This is a genomic window from Pseudomonas sp. 02C 26 (assembly GCF_002843585.1).
GTDB classification, from domain to species: domain Bacteria; phylum Pseudomonadota; class Gammaproteobacteria; order Pseudomonadales; family Pseudomonadaceae; genus Aquipseudomonas; species Aquipseudomonas shirazensis.
The window spans coordinates 2,080,198-2,097,770 of record NZ_CP025262.1; the positions used below are offsets into that span (position 1 = coordinate 2,080,198).

14 protein-coding genes are annotated in these 17,573 nt (G+C 63.5%); 6 read left to right on the forward strand and 8 right to left on the reverse strand.

Annotated elements, in window-relative coordinates; translation table 11 throughout:
- The first annotated feature begins 72 nt into the window (after positions 1–72).
- Both CXQ80_RS09385 and CXQ80_RS09390 read left to right on the forward strand, forming a co-directional pair.
- A complete protein-coding gene (locus CXQ80_RS09385; RefSeq protein ID WP_101318718.1) occupies positions 73–282 on the forward strand; it encodes a DUF2945 domain-containing protein in 210 nt (69 codons plus the stop codon).
- A gap of 58 nt (positions 283–340) precedes the next feature.
- A complete protein-coding gene (locus CXQ80_RS09390) occupies positions 341–613 on the forward strand; it encodes a PepSY domain-containing protein (RefSeq protein WP_101318720.1) in 273 nt (90 codons plus the stop codon).
- 78 nt (positions 614–691) lie between these two features.
- Here the strand turns inward: CXQ80_RS09390 and CXQ80_RS09395 are convergent, their stop codons facing one another.
- The 3 genes from CXQ80_RS09395 to CXQ80_RS09405 all read right to left on the reverse strand — a co-directional run bounded on the left by CXQ80_RS09395 (position 692) and on the right by CXQ80_RS09405 (position 4,105).
- A complete protein-coding gene (locus tag CXQ80_RS09395; protein WP_101322994.1) occupies positions 692–1,606 on the reverse strand; it encodes a pyridoxal-phosphate dependent enzyme in 915 nt (304 codons plus the stop codon).
- Between the two features lie 16 nt (positions 1,607–1,622).
- On the reverse strand, positions 1,623–2,327 hold the full coding sequence (locus tag CXQ80_RS09400) for a transcriptional regulator (RefSeq protein WP_101318723.1): 705 nt from the start codon (positions 2,325–2,327) through the stop codon (positions 1,623–1,625).
- A 74-nt stretch (positions 2,328–2,401) separates the two neighbouring features.
- Positions 2,402–4,105, reverse strand: a complete 1,704-nt coding sequence (locus tag CXQ80_RS09405; protein WP_101318725.1) for an amidase — start codon at positions 4,103–4,105, stop codon at positions 2,402–2,404.
- Between the two features lie 231 nt (positions 4,106–4,336).
- Here CXQ80_RS09405 and CXQ80_RS09410 point away from each other — a divergent pair, with 231 nt between their 5' ends.
- Positions 4,337–6,313, forward strand: a complete 1,977-nt coding sequence (locus tag CXQ80_RS09410; protein ID WP_101318727.1) for a choline BCCT transporter BetT — start codon at positions 4,337–4,339, stop codon at positions 6,311–6,313.
- 243 nt (positions 6,314–6,556) lie between these two features.
- Here CXQ80_RS09410 and CXQ80_RS09415 read toward each other — a convergent pair whose 3' ends face one another.
- Genes CXQ80_RS09415 through mexE form a run of 3 tightly spaced genes read right to left on the reverse strand, consistent with a single transcriptional unit; the run spans position 6,557 to position 12,402 of the window.
- A complete protein-coding gene (locus tag CXQ80_RS09415) occupies positions 6,557–7,972 on the reverse strand; it encodes an efflux transporter outer membrane subunit (protein ID WP_101318729.1) in 1,416 nt (471 codons plus the stop codon).
- Positions 7,969–11,148: an efflux RND transporter permease subunit gene (locus CXQ80_RS09420; RefSeq protein WP_101318731.1), complete on the reverse strand. Its 3,180-nt coding sequence runs from the start codon at positions 11,146–11,148 to the stop codon at positions 7,969–7,971. Before CXQ80_RS09420 ends, CXQ80_RS09415 begins: the two co-directional genes overlap by 4 nt.
- A gap of 12 nt (positions 11,149–11,160) precedes the next feature.
- Entirely contained in the window at positions 11,161–12,402 is a 1,242-nt protein-coding gene (gene mexE / locus CXQ80_RS09425; RefSeq protein WP_101318733.1) for a multidrug efflux RND transporter periplasmic adaptor subunit MexE, read from the reverse strand.
- Positions 12,403–12,684: 282 nt separating this feature from the next.
- Here mexE and CXQ80_RS09430 point away from each other — a divergent pair, with 282 nt between their 5' ends.
- Positions 12,685–13,590: a LysR family transcriptional regulator gene (locus CXQ80_RS09430; protein ID WP_101318735.1), complete on the forward strand. Its 906-nt coding sequence runs from the start codon at positions 12,685–12,687 to the stop codon at positions 13,588–13,590.
- Positions 13,591–13,634: 44 nt separating this feature from the next.
- Here the strand turns inward: CXQ80_RS09430 and CXQ80_RS09435 are convergent, their stop codons facing one another.
- Together CXQ80_RS09435 and CXQ80_RS09440 are read right to left on the reverse strand one after the other, a co-directional pair.
- A complete protein-coding gene (locus CXQ80_RS09435; RefSeq protein WP_101318737.1) occupies positions 13,635–14,045 on the reverse strand; it encodes a RidA family protein in 411 nt (136 codons plus the stop codon).
- Positions 14,045–15,358: an NAD(P)/FAD-dependent oxidoreductase gene (locus CXQ80_RS09440; protein ID WP_101318739.1), complete on the reverse strand. Its 1,314-nt coding sequence runs from the start codon at positions 15,356–15,358 to the stop codon at positions 14,045–14,047. Before CXQ80_RS09440 ends, CXQ80_RS09435 begins: the two co-directional genes overlap by 1 nt.
- Before the next feature lie 322 nt (positions 15,359–15,680).
- Here CXQ80_RS09440 and CXQ80_RS09445 point away from each other — a divergent pair, with 322 nt between their 5' ends.
- Positions 15,681–16,355 (forward strand): DUF1028 domain-containing protein, encoded by a 675-nt coding sequence (locus tag CXQ80_RS09445; protein WP_101318741.1) that lies wholly within the window; start codon positions 15,681–15,683, stop codon positions 16,353–16,355.
- Positions 16,348–17,499, forward strand: coding sequence for an acetylornithine deacetylase (argE, locus tag CXQ80_RS09450; protein WP_101318743.1), 1,152 nt, complete (start codon positions 16,348–16,350; stop codon positions 17,497–17,499). The genes CXQ80_RS09445 and argE overlap by 8 nt, the downstream gene beginning before the upstream one ends.
- Positions 17,500–17,573: the final 74 nt, after the last annotated feature.

A 17,573-nucleotide genomic window follows, 5' to 3' on the forward strand; every position in this document is an offset into this window, starting at 1 on the left:
CGAGGAATTATTTCCCGCAGCTGAGGCCTAGTAAAACAGACAGATATGACGGTCGTGAGGAGGCATCAACCGATGAGCACAAAATACAAAGTGGGCGATACGGTGCGCTGGAATTCCGAGGCCGGGGTCATTCATGGCACGGTGATCAAGGTGCATCTGCACGATGTCGAGTTCATGGGCAGGCAGCGCCATTGCTCGAAGGATGAGCCGCAATACGAGGTCAAAAGTGCCAAGACCGGGCACCTGGCAATGCACCGTGAAGACGCCTTGCACAAGGAGTGAACCTTCGCCGTATTCGACCGGTCGCAGCAAATACCTTCATGCAAAAAGGACGTTAACGATGAAATCGATGACTCGACTGTTCACAGGTCTCGCTCTGGTAGGTGCATTGGGCGCAAGCGCAGCCTGGGCTGACCAGCCTGGCGCCGACTGGAAAGTTACCAAGGATCAGGCCGAAGCCAGCCTCAAGGCCGCCGGCTACACCCAGATCACCAAGATCGAGGCCGACGACGGCCATTGGGAAGGCGAGGGCGTCAAGGCTGATGGCATGAAGTACGACTTCCATGTCGACCCGTACAGCGGCAAGGTCACCAAGGACGAGATGGATCATTGATGGGCAGTAACTGACGTTTTCTGCGGTGGTGCTCTTGGCCCGTGCTCGTCACGGGCTTTTTTACGCGCCTGGAATGAGCTATTGCGCAGCCAACCACAGCTGAATCTGCTCAAGCGTGGCCGTAGCCCCGCCGCACACCACCACCAGCACCTTGCGGTAGTTACCCAGCGCTTCTGCTTTATAGGCCAGCGCCAAGGCCGCGCCGCAGGCCGGCTCGACCAGCAGACGGTGATCGGCTAGGAAGCGCTCACAAGCCTGCAGCGCCTCGCGGTCGGTGACCAAATGGCTTTCAACCGGATGGCTGCGCGCGCATTCCAGCGCTTGCTCCGCGACCCGCTTTGCGCCCAAGGAGGTGGCGATGGAGCTAAGTGCCGGCAGCTCGACCGTGTGACCAGCCTCGACTGCAGCGTGAAATGACGCCGCGCCTGTAGTTTCCACCGCCAGCACCGGCACATCGTCCCAGCCATTGCGCTTGAGGCCTTCGACTACACCGCTGAGCAAGCCGCCGCCACCGATCGACAAGATCAGCGCATCGGGCTTGCAGTCGGCAGCGGCGACTTCGTCGATCAGGCTGGCGTGGCCCGTCCACAGTAGCGGGTCATCGAATGGATGAATGAAGGCATCATTGGCGCCGACCAGGGTTTGCGCCAGCTGGTTGGCTTCCTGCCAGGAGCCGCCGTGGACGATGACCTTGGCGTCCTCCAGGCGCAGCAGCTCCCTGGCCCGCTCGCTGGTGGTCTCGGGGACGACCACGGTCACCGGCACGCCCAGGCTGCGCCCGGCATAGGCCACCGCCAGCCCGGCGTTGCCGCCCGACGAAGATACAAAGTGACGCGCACCGCGAGCATGGTGCTGCTCACAGGCGTGGCCAACCCCGCGCAGCTTGAACGAGCCGCACGGCTGCAGGGCGTCGAGCTTGAGCCAGATCGAACGGCCAGCGGCGAGCGACATCGGCCGCGATTCGATCAAGGGGGTGTGGATGTGCAAAGGCATGCTGATCTCCGCTGGATTATGGCTGGCGGGGCGCTGCAGTGGGCTCGCCACGCAGCTGCTCCAGATAGTTGTAAACGGTGTAGCGGGTCACGCCGAGCGCGGCTGCGGCCTTCTCGACCCCACCCTTGACGATGAACAGGCCGCGCTCCTGCATCAGGCGCACGGCCTCGACCTTGGCCTGCTTGGTGAGCCGGCCCTGACCAGATGAAGCCAGGGCGCTGTCGATGATCTGGGTCATCAGCAGCGCCATGTCGGCCGCGTCCTCAACCACCGCCACTGCAGGTGGCGCGGCAGTCAGTGGCTGCAGCTGGGTGAGAAAGGCGAGCGCGGCATCCAGCCCACTGTTGTCGACGTTGATGCACAGGCTGGCGAACGGCTGCCCTTCGCTGTCGCGCAGGATCGCCGTGGCGCTGCGCAGGGTGCGGCCTTTGATCACGGTGGGGTAGTCGGGCAGGATCACCGGCTCGCAGCCAGGCTGGTTGGCCGCCTGCATCAGGGCCTTGAAGCCCTGGTCCTGCTCCGGCGCGGCAAGGATCGGGCTGCCGACCACGCGCCCAGACAGCTGGCCATTGGCGATGGCGACCACCGATTGCTCGGGCTGGTCGAGGTCGTGCAGGAGGATTTCCATATTGCGCCCGGCCACGCTGCCGATTGCCGCGATGGCGGCTTTCAGCGTGGAGAGGACGATCTGGCGTTCACGAAGAATGTGTGCAGCGGGCATGGATAATTCAACAAAATGTAAATTTTTAACATTCTGTTGAATTATCGCGAGGGCGTCAATCGGCAGCGCGTGGTTCAGCCCAGTGCCGGAGTGCGCGGCGGCACGATGCGGCGCGAGCCGGTCGACTCGAAGGCGCAGGCGAAGCTCAGCAGGGCCGAGTCATCGTAGGCACGGCCGGCAAAGGTCAGCCCGACCGGCATACCGATATCGGCCATCACACCCATCGGCACGGTTACGGTCGGCACGCCCAGGTGGCGGATCGCGAGGTTACCGTTGGCAACCCAGACGCCGTTGCTCCAGGCAATGTCGGCCGAGGCTGGATTGACGTCGGCATCGGCGGGGCCAACATCGGCCACCGTCGGGAACAGCACGGCGTGCAAGCCAAGCTGGTCCATCCAGTCTTCCAGGTCGAGCTTGCGCGTCTGCTCCAGGCCGCGCAGGCCATCGGCAACGGTGTCGATCTGATCCCAGCTCTTGAGGCCGCGCTTGGCCATGTTGACGTATTCGTCCATGCCGGCCGCGAGGTCGTCTTCACGGTTAGGCAGGGTGCCCGGGTCGTGCGGGAAGATCTGCGGCCCGTCGACATCGGCCAGGCAGTTGAGCTTGGGGTCGTTGTTGGCGCGCAGGAAGTCGTCAAAGGCCCAGCCGGACAACTCCCACAGCTCGTCGTGGAGAAACTCCTTGCTGACGATGCCACGGTTGTAGACGGTCGGCGCACCCGGGCGATCGCCTTCGCAGTTGGACACCAGCGGGAAGTCCACCTCGATCACTTCGGCGCCGGCGGCTTCCAGCGCCTGGCGCGCCTGCTGCCACAGCGCGATGACGCTTGGGCGAGTGTGGATACGCTGGCCGGTCGGGCCACCGATGCCGGGTTTTTCCGAGGTGCCGGCGAGTTCGTCGGCATTGATGTACATGCGTGGCACGCCGAAGCGCTTGCCCTGCAGCGAGTTGGCATCCAGCGCAAGATCAAGATAGGACGCCGGGCGTACCGCCGATGCCTTGGGAATTGGCACCCACGGCTGCAGGCGCCACAGATCGCCACGGGTGTCGGCATCGTCGGCCACCACCACGTCGAGGATTTCCAGCAGGTCGTGCATGGTCCGCGCAAACGGCACCACCACATCCATGGTAGGTGTCAGCGGCCAGTTGCCGCGCACCGAGATCACCCCGCGCGATGGCGTGTAGGCGCACAGGCCGTTGTTCGAGGCCGGGCCGCGGCCACTGGACCAGGTTTCCTCAGCCAGGCCAAATGCGCAGAAGCTCGCGGCGGTGGCGGTGCCGGCACCGTTGGACGAGCCGGAGGCAAACGGTGCGGTCAGGTAGGCGGCGTTATACGGGCTCTCGGCGCGGCCATACACACCGCGCTGCATGCCACCGTTGGCCATCGGCGGCATGTTGGTCTTGCCCAGGCAGACCGCACCGGCGGCGCGCAGTCGCTCGATGGTGAAGGCGTCCCGTTGCGCCACCAGCTTGGCAAATGCCGGGCTGCCGGAGGCGGCGGTCATGCCTTTGACCAGGTAGCTGTCCTTGGCGGTGTAGGGGATGCCTTCCAGCGGGCCGCGGCTTTCACCACGAGCACGGCGAGCATCGGACGCCTGGGCTTCGGCGATCGCCTCTGGGTTGCGCACTACGACCGCATTCAGCGCGCTGGCGCTGTCGGCCGTGTCATAGGCATCGATGCGTGCCAGGTAGGCCTTGACCAGTTCGACCGCTGTGGTGCGGCCAGCTTCGAGCGCGGCGCGCAGCTCGGCAATGGAAACCTCGGTTACCTCGATCATGCTGTCACCAAACGTATACAGGTGGGGGCTAGTGGCGCGAGTGTACAAGAAGGATTGGGGGGAAGCAGGCTTGCAGCGGGGAAAAGCATTGTTGCAGGGTGGCATTTATTGGCCCTATTTGCCCTGAGCATTGATCGTTTCCCGACAGACATTGTCGGACGAAACATGCACGGTCTACGCTTGACCTGAGAAAAAGTGCGCACGATGAGCCACGCTGGAGCCAACTGTCTGATGTCTACACCGCCTGACAAAACACCAAAAGCTACCATCAATCCCCCTGTATTCTGGATTTCTTCTGTTCTGCTGTTGCTGATCGTGCTCTACGCGAGCGTGTTCCAGGCCCATGCGCAAAGCCTGTTTGCGCACATCCAGGGTTGGATCATCGGCAACGTCAGCTGGTTCTACATCCTGGCCGTGGCAATCATCCTCGGCACCGTGGTGTTCCTCGGCATCAGCCGCTATGGCGACATCAAACTCGGGCCTGACCACAGCACCCCCGACTACAGCAGCACCACCTGGTTTGCCATGCTGTTCTCGGCCGGCATGGGCATCGGCCTGATGTTCTTCGGCGTGGCCGAGCCGGTCATGCACTTTCTCAAGCCGCCCATTGGTGATGGCGGCACGGTCCAGGCGGCGGGGGAGGCGATGCGCATCACCTTCTTCCATTGGGGCCTGCACGCCTGGGCAATCTATGCCATCGTCGCGCTGATCCTGGCCTATTTCAGCTATCGCCAGGGCTTGCCGTTGACCTTGCGCTCGGCGCTGTACCCGCTGATCGGTGAACGCATTTACGGCCCGCTGGGGCATGCCGTGGACATCTTCGCCATCATCGGTACGGTGTTCGGCGTTGCCACTTCGCTGGGCTTTGGCGTGGCGCAGATCAATACCGGGCTCAATGCGCTGTTCGGTGTGCCGGTGTCGACCGGGGTGCAGATCGCCTTGATCATCGGCACCACCTTCCTCGCCACCTTGTCGGTGATGTCTGGCCTGGACAAAGGCATCCGCCGCCTGTCCGAGCTGAACCTGGGTTTGGCGGTGCTGCTGTTGCTGATGGTCATGCTGCTGGGGCCGACCGTGTTGATCCTGCAGACCTTCGTGCAAAACACTGGCGGTTACTTGAGCGAGATCGTCAGCCGCACACTCAACCTGTACGCCTACCAGCCAACCGACTGGATCGGCGGCTGGACCTTGTTCTACTGGGGCTGGTGGCTGGCCTGGTCGCCCTTTGTCGGCCTGTTCATTGCGCGGATTTCCCGTGGCCGGACCATTCGTGAGTTCGTCACCGGCGTGCTGCTGGTACCGACCGCGTTCACCCTGCTGTGGATGACCGTGTTCGGCAACACCGCAATCCACATGATCCTCGACGAGGGCCTGACTGACCTGGCCATGGCGGTCGACAAGGACACCTCGCTGGCACTGTTTGCCTTCCTTGAGCACTTCCCGTTCGCCAGCGTGATCAGCACCCTGGCGGTGATCATGGTGGTGGTGTTCTTCGTCACCTCGGCGGATACCGGGGCGATGGTAGTGGACATGCTGGCGTCTGGTGGGCAGGAGAACACCCCGTTGCGCCAGCGCGTGTTCTGGGCGGCGAGCATGGGCCTGGTGGCGATTGCGCTGTTGCTGGCCGACGGCCTCAAGGCGTTGCAGACGGCAACCATCGCCAGTGCATTGCCGTTCACCCTGGCGCTGCTGTTCAGTACCCGCGGGCTGCTCAAGGCGCTCAAGCTGGACGCTACCAAACGTGATCTGCGCTATCAGGCACTGGCGATTTCGCCAACAGCCTCGCGTGCTGCCGGTAACTGGCAACGGCGCCTGCGCACCCTGGCGATGTTCCCGCGGCGTGCCCACGTCGCGCGGTTTATCGCCGACGTTGGCTTGCCAGCATGTGAGGCGGTGGCTGATGAGTGGCGCAGGCAGGGTTATGACTGCAGCGTCGAGCAAGGCAGCGAGGGCAGTGTGATGCTCAAGGTCGGCCCGAGCGAGGGCACCTTCGTCTACGAGATCAGGCCGCAGGCGTATGCCACGCCAAGCTTTGTCACCGCCAGCGATGCGCCGCCGGGCGAGGAGCGCAAGTACTTCCGCGCCGAGGTGCACCTGCGTGAAGGCGGCCAGGACCATGACGTGATGGGCTGGTCCAAGGATGAGGTGATCGGCGACATTCTCGATCACTTCGAGCGGCATATGCATTATCTGCACTTGGTTGGCTGAGACAAACGTCCAGCTCAGCCCTGTGTAGGAGCGGCCTTGTGTCGCGAAAGGCCCGCGTAGCGGGCCCGGCGATCTATGGTGGCTGCACGATTTCTGGGGCCGCTGCGCAGCCCTTTCGCGACACAAGGCCGCTCCTACAGGTGGCGTATCACGTGATAAAAAAAGCCCCGCAGGCCAGGCCTGCGGGGCAAACGGTTGGGGGAGGAGCCAACCAAAGGAGCTGTTGCAAAAGCGTTGTGGCACTTAGCGCAGGCTGGCTACCGCTTCAGGCTGCCAGCCGCCACCCAAAGCCTTGTAGATCGCGACGATGCCGCGATACAACTCGACTTCGCCCTGGGCCTGGGCATCTTCCGCGCTGAGCCGCTCGCGCTCGGCATCCAGCAGTACCAGATAATCCACGGTGCCTTCGCGATAGCGGATCGAAGCCAGATCGGCGGCCTTGCGGCTGGCATCGCTCTGGCGCATCAAGGCCTGCAAACGCTGTTGGGTCTTGCCGTAATCACTGAATGCATTGGCTGACTCTTCCAGCGCCAGCAGCACCTGCTGTTCGTAGGTAGCCAGTGCGCCTTCGGCGTCAGCCTTGGCGCCACGGATGCGCGCACGTACGCTGCCCAGGTCGAACGCTGCCCAGGTGATACTTGGGCCAAGCCCCCAGGCATTGGCGGCGGACGAGCCGATCTGCGAGCCACGCGCGGCGGTGAAGCCAAGGAAGCCACTCAGGCTTACCCGCGGGAACAGGTCGGCGGTCGCTACCCCAACGTTGGCGGTCGCCGCTGCCAACTGGCGCTCGGCGCTGCGAACATCCGGGCGCCGACGCAGCAGTTCAGCAGGGTCGCCGATCGGCAGTGCTTTGGCGATTGCCGGCAGCTGTTTAGGCGACAGATCAACGCTGAGCTGATCCGGGCGCTGGCCGAGCAGAGTGGCGATGCGGTTTTGTGCGCGCACCTGCTGTGCCTGCAGTTGCGGCACGGTGGCCTCGACTGCCGCCAGGCGGGCATCGGCGCGAACCACGTCGAGCTCGTTGCCGACGCCGGCATCGCGCAGGGTCTCGGTAATGCTGCGCGAGTCCTGCTGGGTCTTGAGGTTGGCCAGGGCGATTTTTTCGCGCAACTGCGCGCCACGCAGCTGGCCATAGGCATCGACCAGCTCGGCGATCATGCTCACCTGCAACTGCTGCAGGTCGGCCGCGGCGGCGGCCTCTTGCGCTTCGCTGGCTTCCAGTTGGCGCTGAATGCGGCCGAACAGGTCCAGCTCCCAGGCCATGTCCAGGCCCAGGTCATAGCGTTCGCTGTTGACCCGGCGCTCGGTCTGGCCCGGGATCTGGCCTTTGCCCAGCTCACTGCTGGCACGGCTGCTCACCACCGGCAGGTTGTCGTTATCGACATCCTCCCGGATCGAGCGCGCCGCCTTGAGCCGGGCGAAGGCCACGCGCAGGTCGCGGTTGCCTTGCAGCGAAGCCTGCACCAGCTGGTTCAGGGTCGGGTCGTCGAACTGCTGCCACCACACGCTTTCAAAGCGGCTACGGTCGAAGGCCTTGACCTGCAACTGGTTGCCCAGCTGCGCCGGCTCGGTGTTCGGCGTCTGGTAGTCCGGGCCCACCGCGCAGGCCGCCAGGGCCAGCGTCAACAGGCTCGGGGTCAGTGGTTTGAGGAGGTTCATGCGTGGTTCTCCAGCGGCTTGGCTTGCGCGGCCTTGCGGGCTTCGCGACGCTCGACATAACGGCGGATCAGGACGAAGAACACCGGGGTCAGGAACAGGCCGAACACGGTCACCCCGATCATCCCCGAGAACACTGCCACACCCATCGCATGGCGCATCTCGGCACCGGCGCCGGACGAGAACACCAGCGGCACCACGCCCATGATGAAGGCAATCGAAGTCATCAGGATCGGCCGCAGACGCAGGCGGCAGGCTTCCAATACCGCGGCCAGGGGATTGAGCCCTTCGGCTTGCTTGTCCTTGGCGAACTCGACGATGAGGATGGCGTTCTTGCACGCCAGGCCCACCAGCACGATCAGGCCGATCTGGGTGAAGATGTTGTTGTCACCGCCCGACATGATCACCCCGGTAATCGCCGACAGCAGCGTCATCGGTACGATCAGGATCACCGCCAGCGGCAGGCTCCAGCTTTCGTACTGCGCCGCCAGCACCAGGAACGCCAGCAGTACGCAGAGCGGGAACACCAGCAGCGCGGTGTTGCCAGACAGGATCTGCTGGTAGGTGAGGTCGGTCCACTCGTAAGTCATGCCGTTGGGCAACTCGGCCTTGAGCAGTCTTTCCATAGCCGCCTCGGCCTGGCCGGAGCTGTAGCCTGGGGCGGCGCCACCGTTGATTTCTGCGGTAATGTAGCCGTTGTAGTGCATCACCCGGTCTGGCCCCGAGGTGTCGCTGACCTTGAGGAAGGTCGCCAGCGGGATCATCTCGCCCAGATTGTTACGCACTTTCAGCTGACCGATCTGCTCGGCGTCGAGGCGGAACTGCTGTTCAGCCTGAACGTTGACCTGATAGGTGCGGCCAAAGCGGTTGAAGTCGTTGGTGTACAGCGAGCCCAGGTAGACCTGCAGGGTGTCGAAGATATCGTTGATCGCCACGCCGTGGGTCTTGGCCTTTTCCCGGTCGATGTCGGCATCGACCTGCGGCACGTTGACCTGATAGCTGGTGAACAGCCCTGCCAGCTCGGGTACGTTGTGGCTCTTGGCAATGATGTTCTGGGTTTCTTCGTACAGCGCTTCGTAGCCGAGGTTGCCGCGGTCTTCGATCTGCAGGCGGAAGCCGCCAATGGTGCCCAGGCCCTGTACCGGCGGCGGTGGGAAGATCGCGATGTAGGCATCCTGAATATCAGCAAACTGCGCGTTCAACGCAGCCGCGATGGCCGCCGCCGACTGGCTCGGGTCGGTACGCTCTTCAAACGGCTTGAGCGGAGTGAAGACAATGCCGCTGTTGGGGCTGTTGGTGAAACCGTTGATCGACAGGCCTGGGAAGGCTACCGAGTCGGCCACACCGGGCTGCTTCAGGGCAATCTCGCTCATGCGCTTGATGACGGCTTCGGTGCGGTCGAGGCTGGCCGCGTCGGGCAGTTGGGCGAAGGCGACCAGATACTGTTTGTCCTGCGCCGGGACGAAGCCGGTCGGGGTCGAGGCAAAGCCCAGGTAGGTCAGCGCCATCAGCCCGGCATAGACGAACAGGGCGATGCCGCTGGAGCGGATGACCCGGCCCACGCCGGCCACGTAACGCAGGCTGGCACGCTCGAAGAAGCGGTTGAACGGGTTGAACAACCAGCGCCCGAAAATCCGGTCCAGGGCACGCGAGAAGCGATCCTTGGGCGCGCCGTGTTCTTGCAGCAATACCGCCGCCAGTGCTGGCGACAGGGTCAGCGAGTTGAAGGCCGAGATCACTGTCGAAATAGCGATGGTCAAGGCGAACTGCTTGTAGAACTGCCCGGTCAGCCCGGAGATGAACGCTGCCGGGATAAACACCGCGCACAGCACCAGCGCCGTAGCGATGATCGGCCCGGTCACTTCACTCATGGCCTTTTGCGTGGCTTCGAGTGGTTTCAGGCCCAGGCCGATATTGCGTTCGACGTTTTCCACCACCACGATGGCATCGTCGACCACGATGCCGATCGCCAGCACCAGGCCGAACAGCGACAGGGCGTTGAGCGAGAAGCCGAACAGATGCATCACGGCAAAGGTGCCGATCAGCGAGACCGGCACGGCCAGCAGCGGAATGATCGAGGCGCGCCAGGTCTGCAGGAACAGAATCACCACCAGCACGACCAGAATCAAAGCTTCGAACAGCGTGTGCACGACGGCTTCGATCGAGCCACGGACGAACACGGTCGGGTCATAGACGATGCTGAAGTCCATCCCTTCGGGGAAGTCCTTTTTCAGCTCGGTCATCTTCGCCCGGACTTCGTCGGAGATTTCGATGGCGTTGGAGCCAGGGCGCTGGAAGATCGGGATCGCCACCGCTGGCTGGTTGTTCAGCAGCGAGCGCAGGGCGTATTGGCTGGAGCCGAGTTCGACCCGGGCAATGTCCTTGAGGCGGGTGATTTCACCATCGGCACCGGCGCGGACGATGATGTTCTCGAACTCTTCCTCACTGACCAGGCGGCCCTGGGTGTTGACCGACAGCTGGAAGCTGGTCGAACCTGGCGCAGGTGGCGCACCGAGCTGGCCGGCAGCGACCTGACGGTTCTGCTCGCGAATCGCCGTGACCACATCGGTGGCGGTCAGGTTGCGCGAGGCGGTCTTGTTCGGATCGAGCCAGACCCGCAGCGAGTAGTCGCCCATGCCGAACAGCTGCACGTCACCGACGCCGCCCAGGCGGGCCAGCTCATCCTTGATGTTGAGGATGGCGTAGTTGGACAGGTAGAGCATGTCGTAGCGCTGATCCGGCGAGGTCAAGTGCACGACCATGGTCAGGTCGGGCGAAGCCTTGTCGACGGTGATACCAATGCGCGTGACTTCTTCGGGCAGCTTGGGCTGGGTCCGGGTGACGCGGTTCTGCACCTGTACCTGGGCGTTGTCCAGGTCAGTGCCCAGGGCGAAGGTGATGGTCAGGGTCAGCTTGCCGTCGGCGGTCGACTGCGAGGACATGTAGAGCATGTTCTCGACACCGGTAATGGCCTGTTCCAGTGGCGCGGCAACGGTGTCGCCGATGACCTTGGGGTTGGCCCCGGGGAAGTTGGCGCGTACCACGACCGTAGGCGGAACCACTTCGGGGTATTCGCTGATCGGCAGTTGGAACAGCGCAATCGAGCCCGCGATCAGCAGGATCAGCGACAGCACGGCGGCGAAGATCGGCCGGGTAATAAAGAATTTGGAGAAGTTCATCGGTGTCGTCCCTTAACCGCGCGGTGCCTGGGCACTGGCGACTTTCACACTGGGGCCGGCCACGCGCGGCGCCGGGTTGCTGGCTTCCAGCGCCTGACGCTGCTGGGCGAGGTTGGTCAGGGTCTGCTCACTGGCCATGGCGCTCTCTTCTGGAGTCACCTGGGAGCCTGGGCGCACCCGCTGCAGGCCCTTGACGACGATGCGCTCGTCCTTGTTCAAGCCGCTGCGGACGATGCGCAGGCCTTCAAGCTTGGGGCCCAGTTCAACGGCGCGGTAGGCAGCCTTGTTGTCCTGGTCCATGACCAGCACGAACTTCTTGCCAAGGTCGGTGCCGACCGCTTCGTCGTTGATCAGCACTGCGTCGTACTTGGCGCTGCCGACCAGCTTCAGGCGGGCGTACAGGCCCGGGGTGAACTGGCCGTCAGTGTTGTCGAACACGGCGCGGCCGCGGATGGTGCCGGTGCGCGGATTGACCTGGTTGTCGACGAAGTTCATCTGGCCCAAGTGCGGGTTGCCGGTTTCATTGGTCAGGCCCAGGTACACCGGAGTGCTCTGGCCACGTTGGCCTTCACGCGCCAGCTGGGTGTACTTGAGGTACACGCGCTCGTCGGCGTCGAAATAGGCATAAACCTTGTCGGTGGACACCACCGAGGTCAGCGGGGTGACATCGGCGCTGACGATGTTGCCGGCGGTGAACTCGGCGCGGCTGACCCGGCCGCTGATCGGCGCGGTGACCCGGGTAAAGCTCAGGTTGAGGCGCGCCAGGTCCAGTTGTGCCTGGATCGCGGCAACCCCGGCGCGGGCTTCGGCGGCGGCGCTGCTGCGCGACTCGGCCAGCTCGGCGGAGATGGCGTTGCTGTCACGCAGACGCTCGCCGCGGCGGGCTTCGTTTTCGCTGCGCTGGGCGCTGGCGCGGGCTTGTTGCAGTTGTGCTTCGAGGCGGCGGACTTCGGCCTGGAACGGGCGCGGGTCGATCTGGAACAACAGGTCGCCCTTTTTCACCTGGGCGCCTTCGGTGAAGGCCACCTGATCGATCTGGCCCGATACCCGTGGGCGGACTTCGACGGTTTCTGGCGCTTCGAGGCGCCCGGTGAACTCGTCCCACTCGTTGATCGGTTGCTCGATCACCTTGGCCACGGTGACCTTCGGCGCGGTCGGAGCCTGCACGGCGTCTGGGGTACGGCCGCAGGCGCTGATCACCAGCACTGCCAGGGCAGCGAGGGGATAACGCAAGGGTTTGAGTGATTGTTCCATGGAGAAATCCGCCAATGTATATGGATAGTGGGGCGGATTCTGCGCGGCGCGCGGGTCGGGAACGAATCGAATGGGCCGAAGGTTATTATCATCCAGAATGATAAACCCACTGCCGCCATCGATACTGCGCATGACCAGCATGCCGCGCTGAGGCGCGGATAGGCAAAATAACGTCAGGCCTTAGGCAAATGCTTGCCCGGCCAGCGGCGCTGCAGCAAGGGGCTGAGGTAAGGTAGCAGGGATAAATCAGAGCGCGCCGCCGACGGCGCCCCAGAGGTGCCTGTGGCTTCCTATACCTTGCGTCAGTTGAAGTATTTCGTCACCACGGTGGAGGCCGGCAGCGTTGCCGAGGCTTCGCGCCAGTTGTATATCGCCCAGCCGTCGATCTCTACCGCGATCAAGAACCTGGAAGAGAGTTTTGGTGTGCAGCTGTTTATCCGCCATCACGCCCAGGGCGTGTCGCTGACGCCCAGCGGCAAGCGTTTCTACGCCAAGACCAAGTCGCTGCTGCAGATGGCCCACGAGTTCGAGCAGAACGCACTGGCCGACAACGACACGGTGGCTGGGCAGATCGACATCGGTTGTTTTGAAACGGTGGCACCGCTGTATCTGCCGCGTTTGATCGCTGGGTTTCGCGAGCGTTATCCGGGGGTCGACATTCGCCTGCGCGACGGTGAACAGCAGGAGCTGATCCAGGGGCTGACTGCTGGCACCTTTGACCTGGCGTTTCTCTACGACCATGACCTGGATGGCACCATCGAGGCCGAGCCGTTGATGGCACCCCAGAAACCATACGTGTTGTTGCCGGAGAAGCACCGCTTTGCGGGTCAGGCGCAGGTGTCGTTACGCGATTTGTGCCCAGAACCTATGATCCTGCTCGACGTCGCGCCGAGCAGGACCTACTTCGTTAGCCTGTTCAATGAGTTGGGGCTGACGCCGAATATCGTATTCAGCTCGCCGTCGATCGAGATGGTGCGGGGGATGGTCGGGCAGGGGTTTGGTTTTTCGCTGCTGGTGACTCGGCCGCATTCCGAGTGCACCTACGATGGCCAGCGGCTGGTCACGGTCGACATTGCCGAGCCAGTCGAGCTGTCCGGGTTGGCCGCAGCGCACTTGAAACGGGTGCAGTTGACCAAGCCGGCGCAGTTGTTTGTCGAGTTTTGCCGTGAGCAGTTGGCCAGCCTTTAGGGTGTGGGGCTGCAACGCAGCCCCAGCAATTTCAGCTATGCCGCTCAGTCCGGCACCACCGCAATCACATCGATCTCCATCAGCCACTCAGCCTGCGCCAACCCGGCGACCACCAGCCCGGTGGAAATCGGGAACACGCCCTTGAGCCATTTGCCGACCTCCTGATACACCGGCTCGCGGAAGCGCGGATCGGTGATGTAGGTGGTGGTCTTGACGATGTGCGACATGTCCGAGCCGGCTTCTTCAAGCAGCTGCTTGACGTTCTTCATGGCCTGCTCGGCCTGGGCACGCGGGTCGCCCAGCCCGACCAGGCGGCCTTCGAAGTCGGTACCGACCTGGCCGCGCACATACACGGTGTTGCCGGCGCGCACCGCCTGGCACAGGTCATTGTCGAGCGACTGGTTAGGGTAGGTGACCTTGGTGTTGAACATCCGTACGCGGGTATGAGTAGGCATCAGTGGGCTCCGAGGGTGCTGACGTTGTGAGGTTGGGCGGCGGCATCGGCGTCGCGCTGATGACGGTCGCGGTAGGCCAGGTAAGTGCGTTGCGTGGCGATATGACCGGCGACGTGCTTGGCGTCGTGCCACACCCCCCAGATGAACGACGAGCCGCGCCGCGACAGCCACGGCAGGCCGAGGAAGTACACCCCAGGCTCCTGCGACACGCCGCGTTGATGTACTGGCTTGCCGTTGCTGTCGAATGCATTGACCTGCAGCCAGCTGAAGTCGACGCCGTAGCCGGTGGCCCAGATGACGCTGGTGACGCCGGCCGCGATCAGGTCCAGCTGCAGGATCGGTTCGCTGATGCAGGGCGGGTCGGGCAGGCGTTTGCGGGCTTCGGGTTCTTCCGGCAGGTCCAGGCCGTTGCGCTCGATGTAGGCATCGGCGGCGTCGAGCAGGGCCAGGTAGTTTTCGTCGCCGCGGCGAATGTTGTCGGCCAGGTTGTTCTGGAAGGTGGCGACACCGTTGTCGAATGAATCGGTCAGGCCGACCAGGGTCATGCCTTGGTGGGCGAGGGCGCGGAAGTCCACCGTGTGGCCGCCACGGGCGCCGCTGACGGCGATGGTCACGTGCTCACGGCCAGGTTTGGCGATTTCTGCATCCCATTCGCCCAGTACCCCCAGCCACCAGCAGAAGTCGCGGTTGCGGTAGGCGCGCGGCGGGCGATCGTGGGCGCCGACCGAGAGGTACACCTTGCGCCCGGCACGCATCAGCTCTTCGGCGATCTGTACGCCGGAAGAGCCCGCGCCTACTACCAGTACCGCGCCTTCAGGGAGCTGCTCAGGGTTGAAGTAGGCGGCAGAGTGGATCTGCTGCAGGCGTGGGTCCTGCGGGGCAATGGCGGGGATGACCGGGCGCTGGAACGGGCCGGTGGCAGCCACTACGCGGTTGGCGCGGATGGTGCCCTGGTTGGTCTCGATGACAAAGCCTGGGCGGTCGGCATTGCGTACGACCTTCTTCACTTCAACGCCAGTGCGTACCGGCAGATTGAATTTACGTACATAGCGCTCGAAGTAATCGGCCACCTGCTCCTTGCCGGCGAAAGCGTCGGCGTCCAGGTCGAATTCCAGGCCGGGGAAACGGTCGTGCCAGACCGGGCCGTTGGCTACCAGCGAGTCCCAGCGACCGCTGCGCCAGGCCTCGGCGATGCGGTTGCGCTCCAGCACCAGATGCGGCACGCCGAGTTTGCTCAGGTGTTCGCTCATGGCGACCCCGGCCTGGCCGGCGCCGACGATCAGCGTGTCGATTTCGATGTTGTTCAATGTCATGTTCGAGCCCTTCTTGGAAGGCGATTTGATCAGGTCGGTGGGAGACCGCCTTTGCCTGGGGCCAGACTAGGGACTGCTCAATAGCGGCGAAAATACTATTTAGCTGGGGCTTGCCGATAAATTGGCGAAGGCCAGGTGCAGCAAGGGCTGCAGCGCGGTTTGGCAGTGCTGTCAGGGTGATTTTGTTGGCCGTGAGTTTTTTCCTGTGCAGGGGCAACAAAAAAGGTCGTTTCGTGGGCTGGGCGGGCTGTCCAGAATGCTCGGTATTGAGTGGCGGGCAGTTGTCTTCCGCCTGGTTTTCGCCTGATACAGGAGCTGCACCATGACCTTTTCCATCATTGGCCGCTGCGCCGAAACCGGCCAGCTTGGTATCGCCATCAGTTCTTCCAGCATCGCGGTAGGCGCCCGCTGCCCATGGGTGCGCGCTGGGGTCGGTGCAGTTGCCAGCCAGAACATCACCCTGCCTGCCCTTGGCCCGCAGATTCTTGATGCGCTGGAGCGAGGCCAGCTCCCCCCCGCCGCACTGGACCAGGTGTTGACGGCCAACGGCTGGAGTGAATACCGCCAGGTCACGGTGATCGACAGTCATGGCCAGGTCGCGCTGTTCTCTGGCAAGCAGGCCTTGGGCGTACACAATGCCGTGGCCGGTGAGCAGTGCGCGGCGGCGGGCAATCTGCTCGCTTCGCAGCAGGTGACCCAGGCCATGGTCGACGCCTTCGAGCAGGCTGGTGGGCACCTGGCGGATCGCTTGCTGGCCGCCATGCACGCGGCTGTCGCGGCAGGTGGCGAGGCCGGGCCGATCCATTCGGCGGCGTTGAAGATTGCCGGTGAGCTGACCTGGCCGCTGGTTGATCTGCGTGTGGACTGGGCCGAGCACGACCCGATTGGCCAGCTCGATGGTCTCTGGCAAGCCTACCGGCCGCAGATGAACGACTACGTGACCCGCGCACTCGATCCGACCCGTGCACCGAGTTACGGAGTGGCGGGCGATGAATGAGCTGAGCAGCCAGCAGCTGTTGGGGCGGCTGATCGGCTTTGCCACGGTCAGCCGTGATTCGAACCTGCAACTGATCGGCTTCATTCGTGATTACCTGGCTGAGCTGGGGGTAGCGAGTGAGCTGTTTTTCAACGCCGAGGGCACCAAGGCCAATCTGTTCGCCAGCATCGGCCCGACCGATCGCGGCGGTGTGGTGCTGTCGGGGCATACCGACGTGGTGCCGGTCGATGGCCAGGCGTGGAGCGTCGACCCGTTTGTCATGACCGAACGCGATGGCCGCTTGTATGGCCGCGGCACGGCGGACATGAAGGGGTTTATCGCCTCGGTACTGGCGGCGGTCCCGGCGTTTCTCGCGCAGCCGCTGCACACGCCGGTGCATCTGGCGTTTTCCTATGACGAGGAAGTCGGCTGCCTGGGCGTGCGCTCGATGCTCGACGCCTTGGCCCAGCGGCCGCACAAACCGCGTTTGTGCCTGATTGGTGAGCCGACCGAGCTGAAACCGGTGCTTGGCCATAAGGGCAAGCTGGCGATGCGTTGCCAGGTGCATGGCGCGGCCTGTCATTCGGCCTATGCACCTTACGGGGTGAATGCCATCGAGTATGCGGCACGGATGATCGGCAAGTTGGGCGAGATTGGGCAGGCGTTGGCCGAGGATCAGGATGCGCGTTTCGATCCGCCGTTTTCGACGGTGCAGACGGGGGTCATCAAAGGTGGCCGGGCATTGAATATCGTGCCTGAGGAATGTGAGTTCGACTTTGAAGTGCGGGCGTTGCCGGGGTTTGCTGCAGAGGCTGTGGCGGATCAGTTGCAGGCCTACGCCGAGGCCGAGTTGCTGCCGCGGATGCGGGCGGTGAGTGCCGCGAGTGATATTCGGCTGTGGCCTTTGAGTGCGTATCCTGGGTTGGCTACGGCGGCTGATAGCGAGGCTGCGCGGTTGGTGGCGTTGCTCAGTGGGTCGAGTGAGTTTGGCACGGTGGCGTTTGGGACTGAGGGAGGGTTGTTTGATCAGGCGGGGATAGCGACGGTGGTATGTGGGCCAGGGAGCATGGAGCAGGGGCATCGGCCGGATGAGTTTGTCAGTGTGGCGCAGTTGCTGGGGTGTGATGCGATGTTGTTGCGGTTGGTGGATTATTTGCGGGGTTGATGATTGCGCTGCTTTGAGTGGCGCCAGCTTGCCTTGGCATATCCGTCTGGTGATGGGCCGTGCTGTGCGCTTCT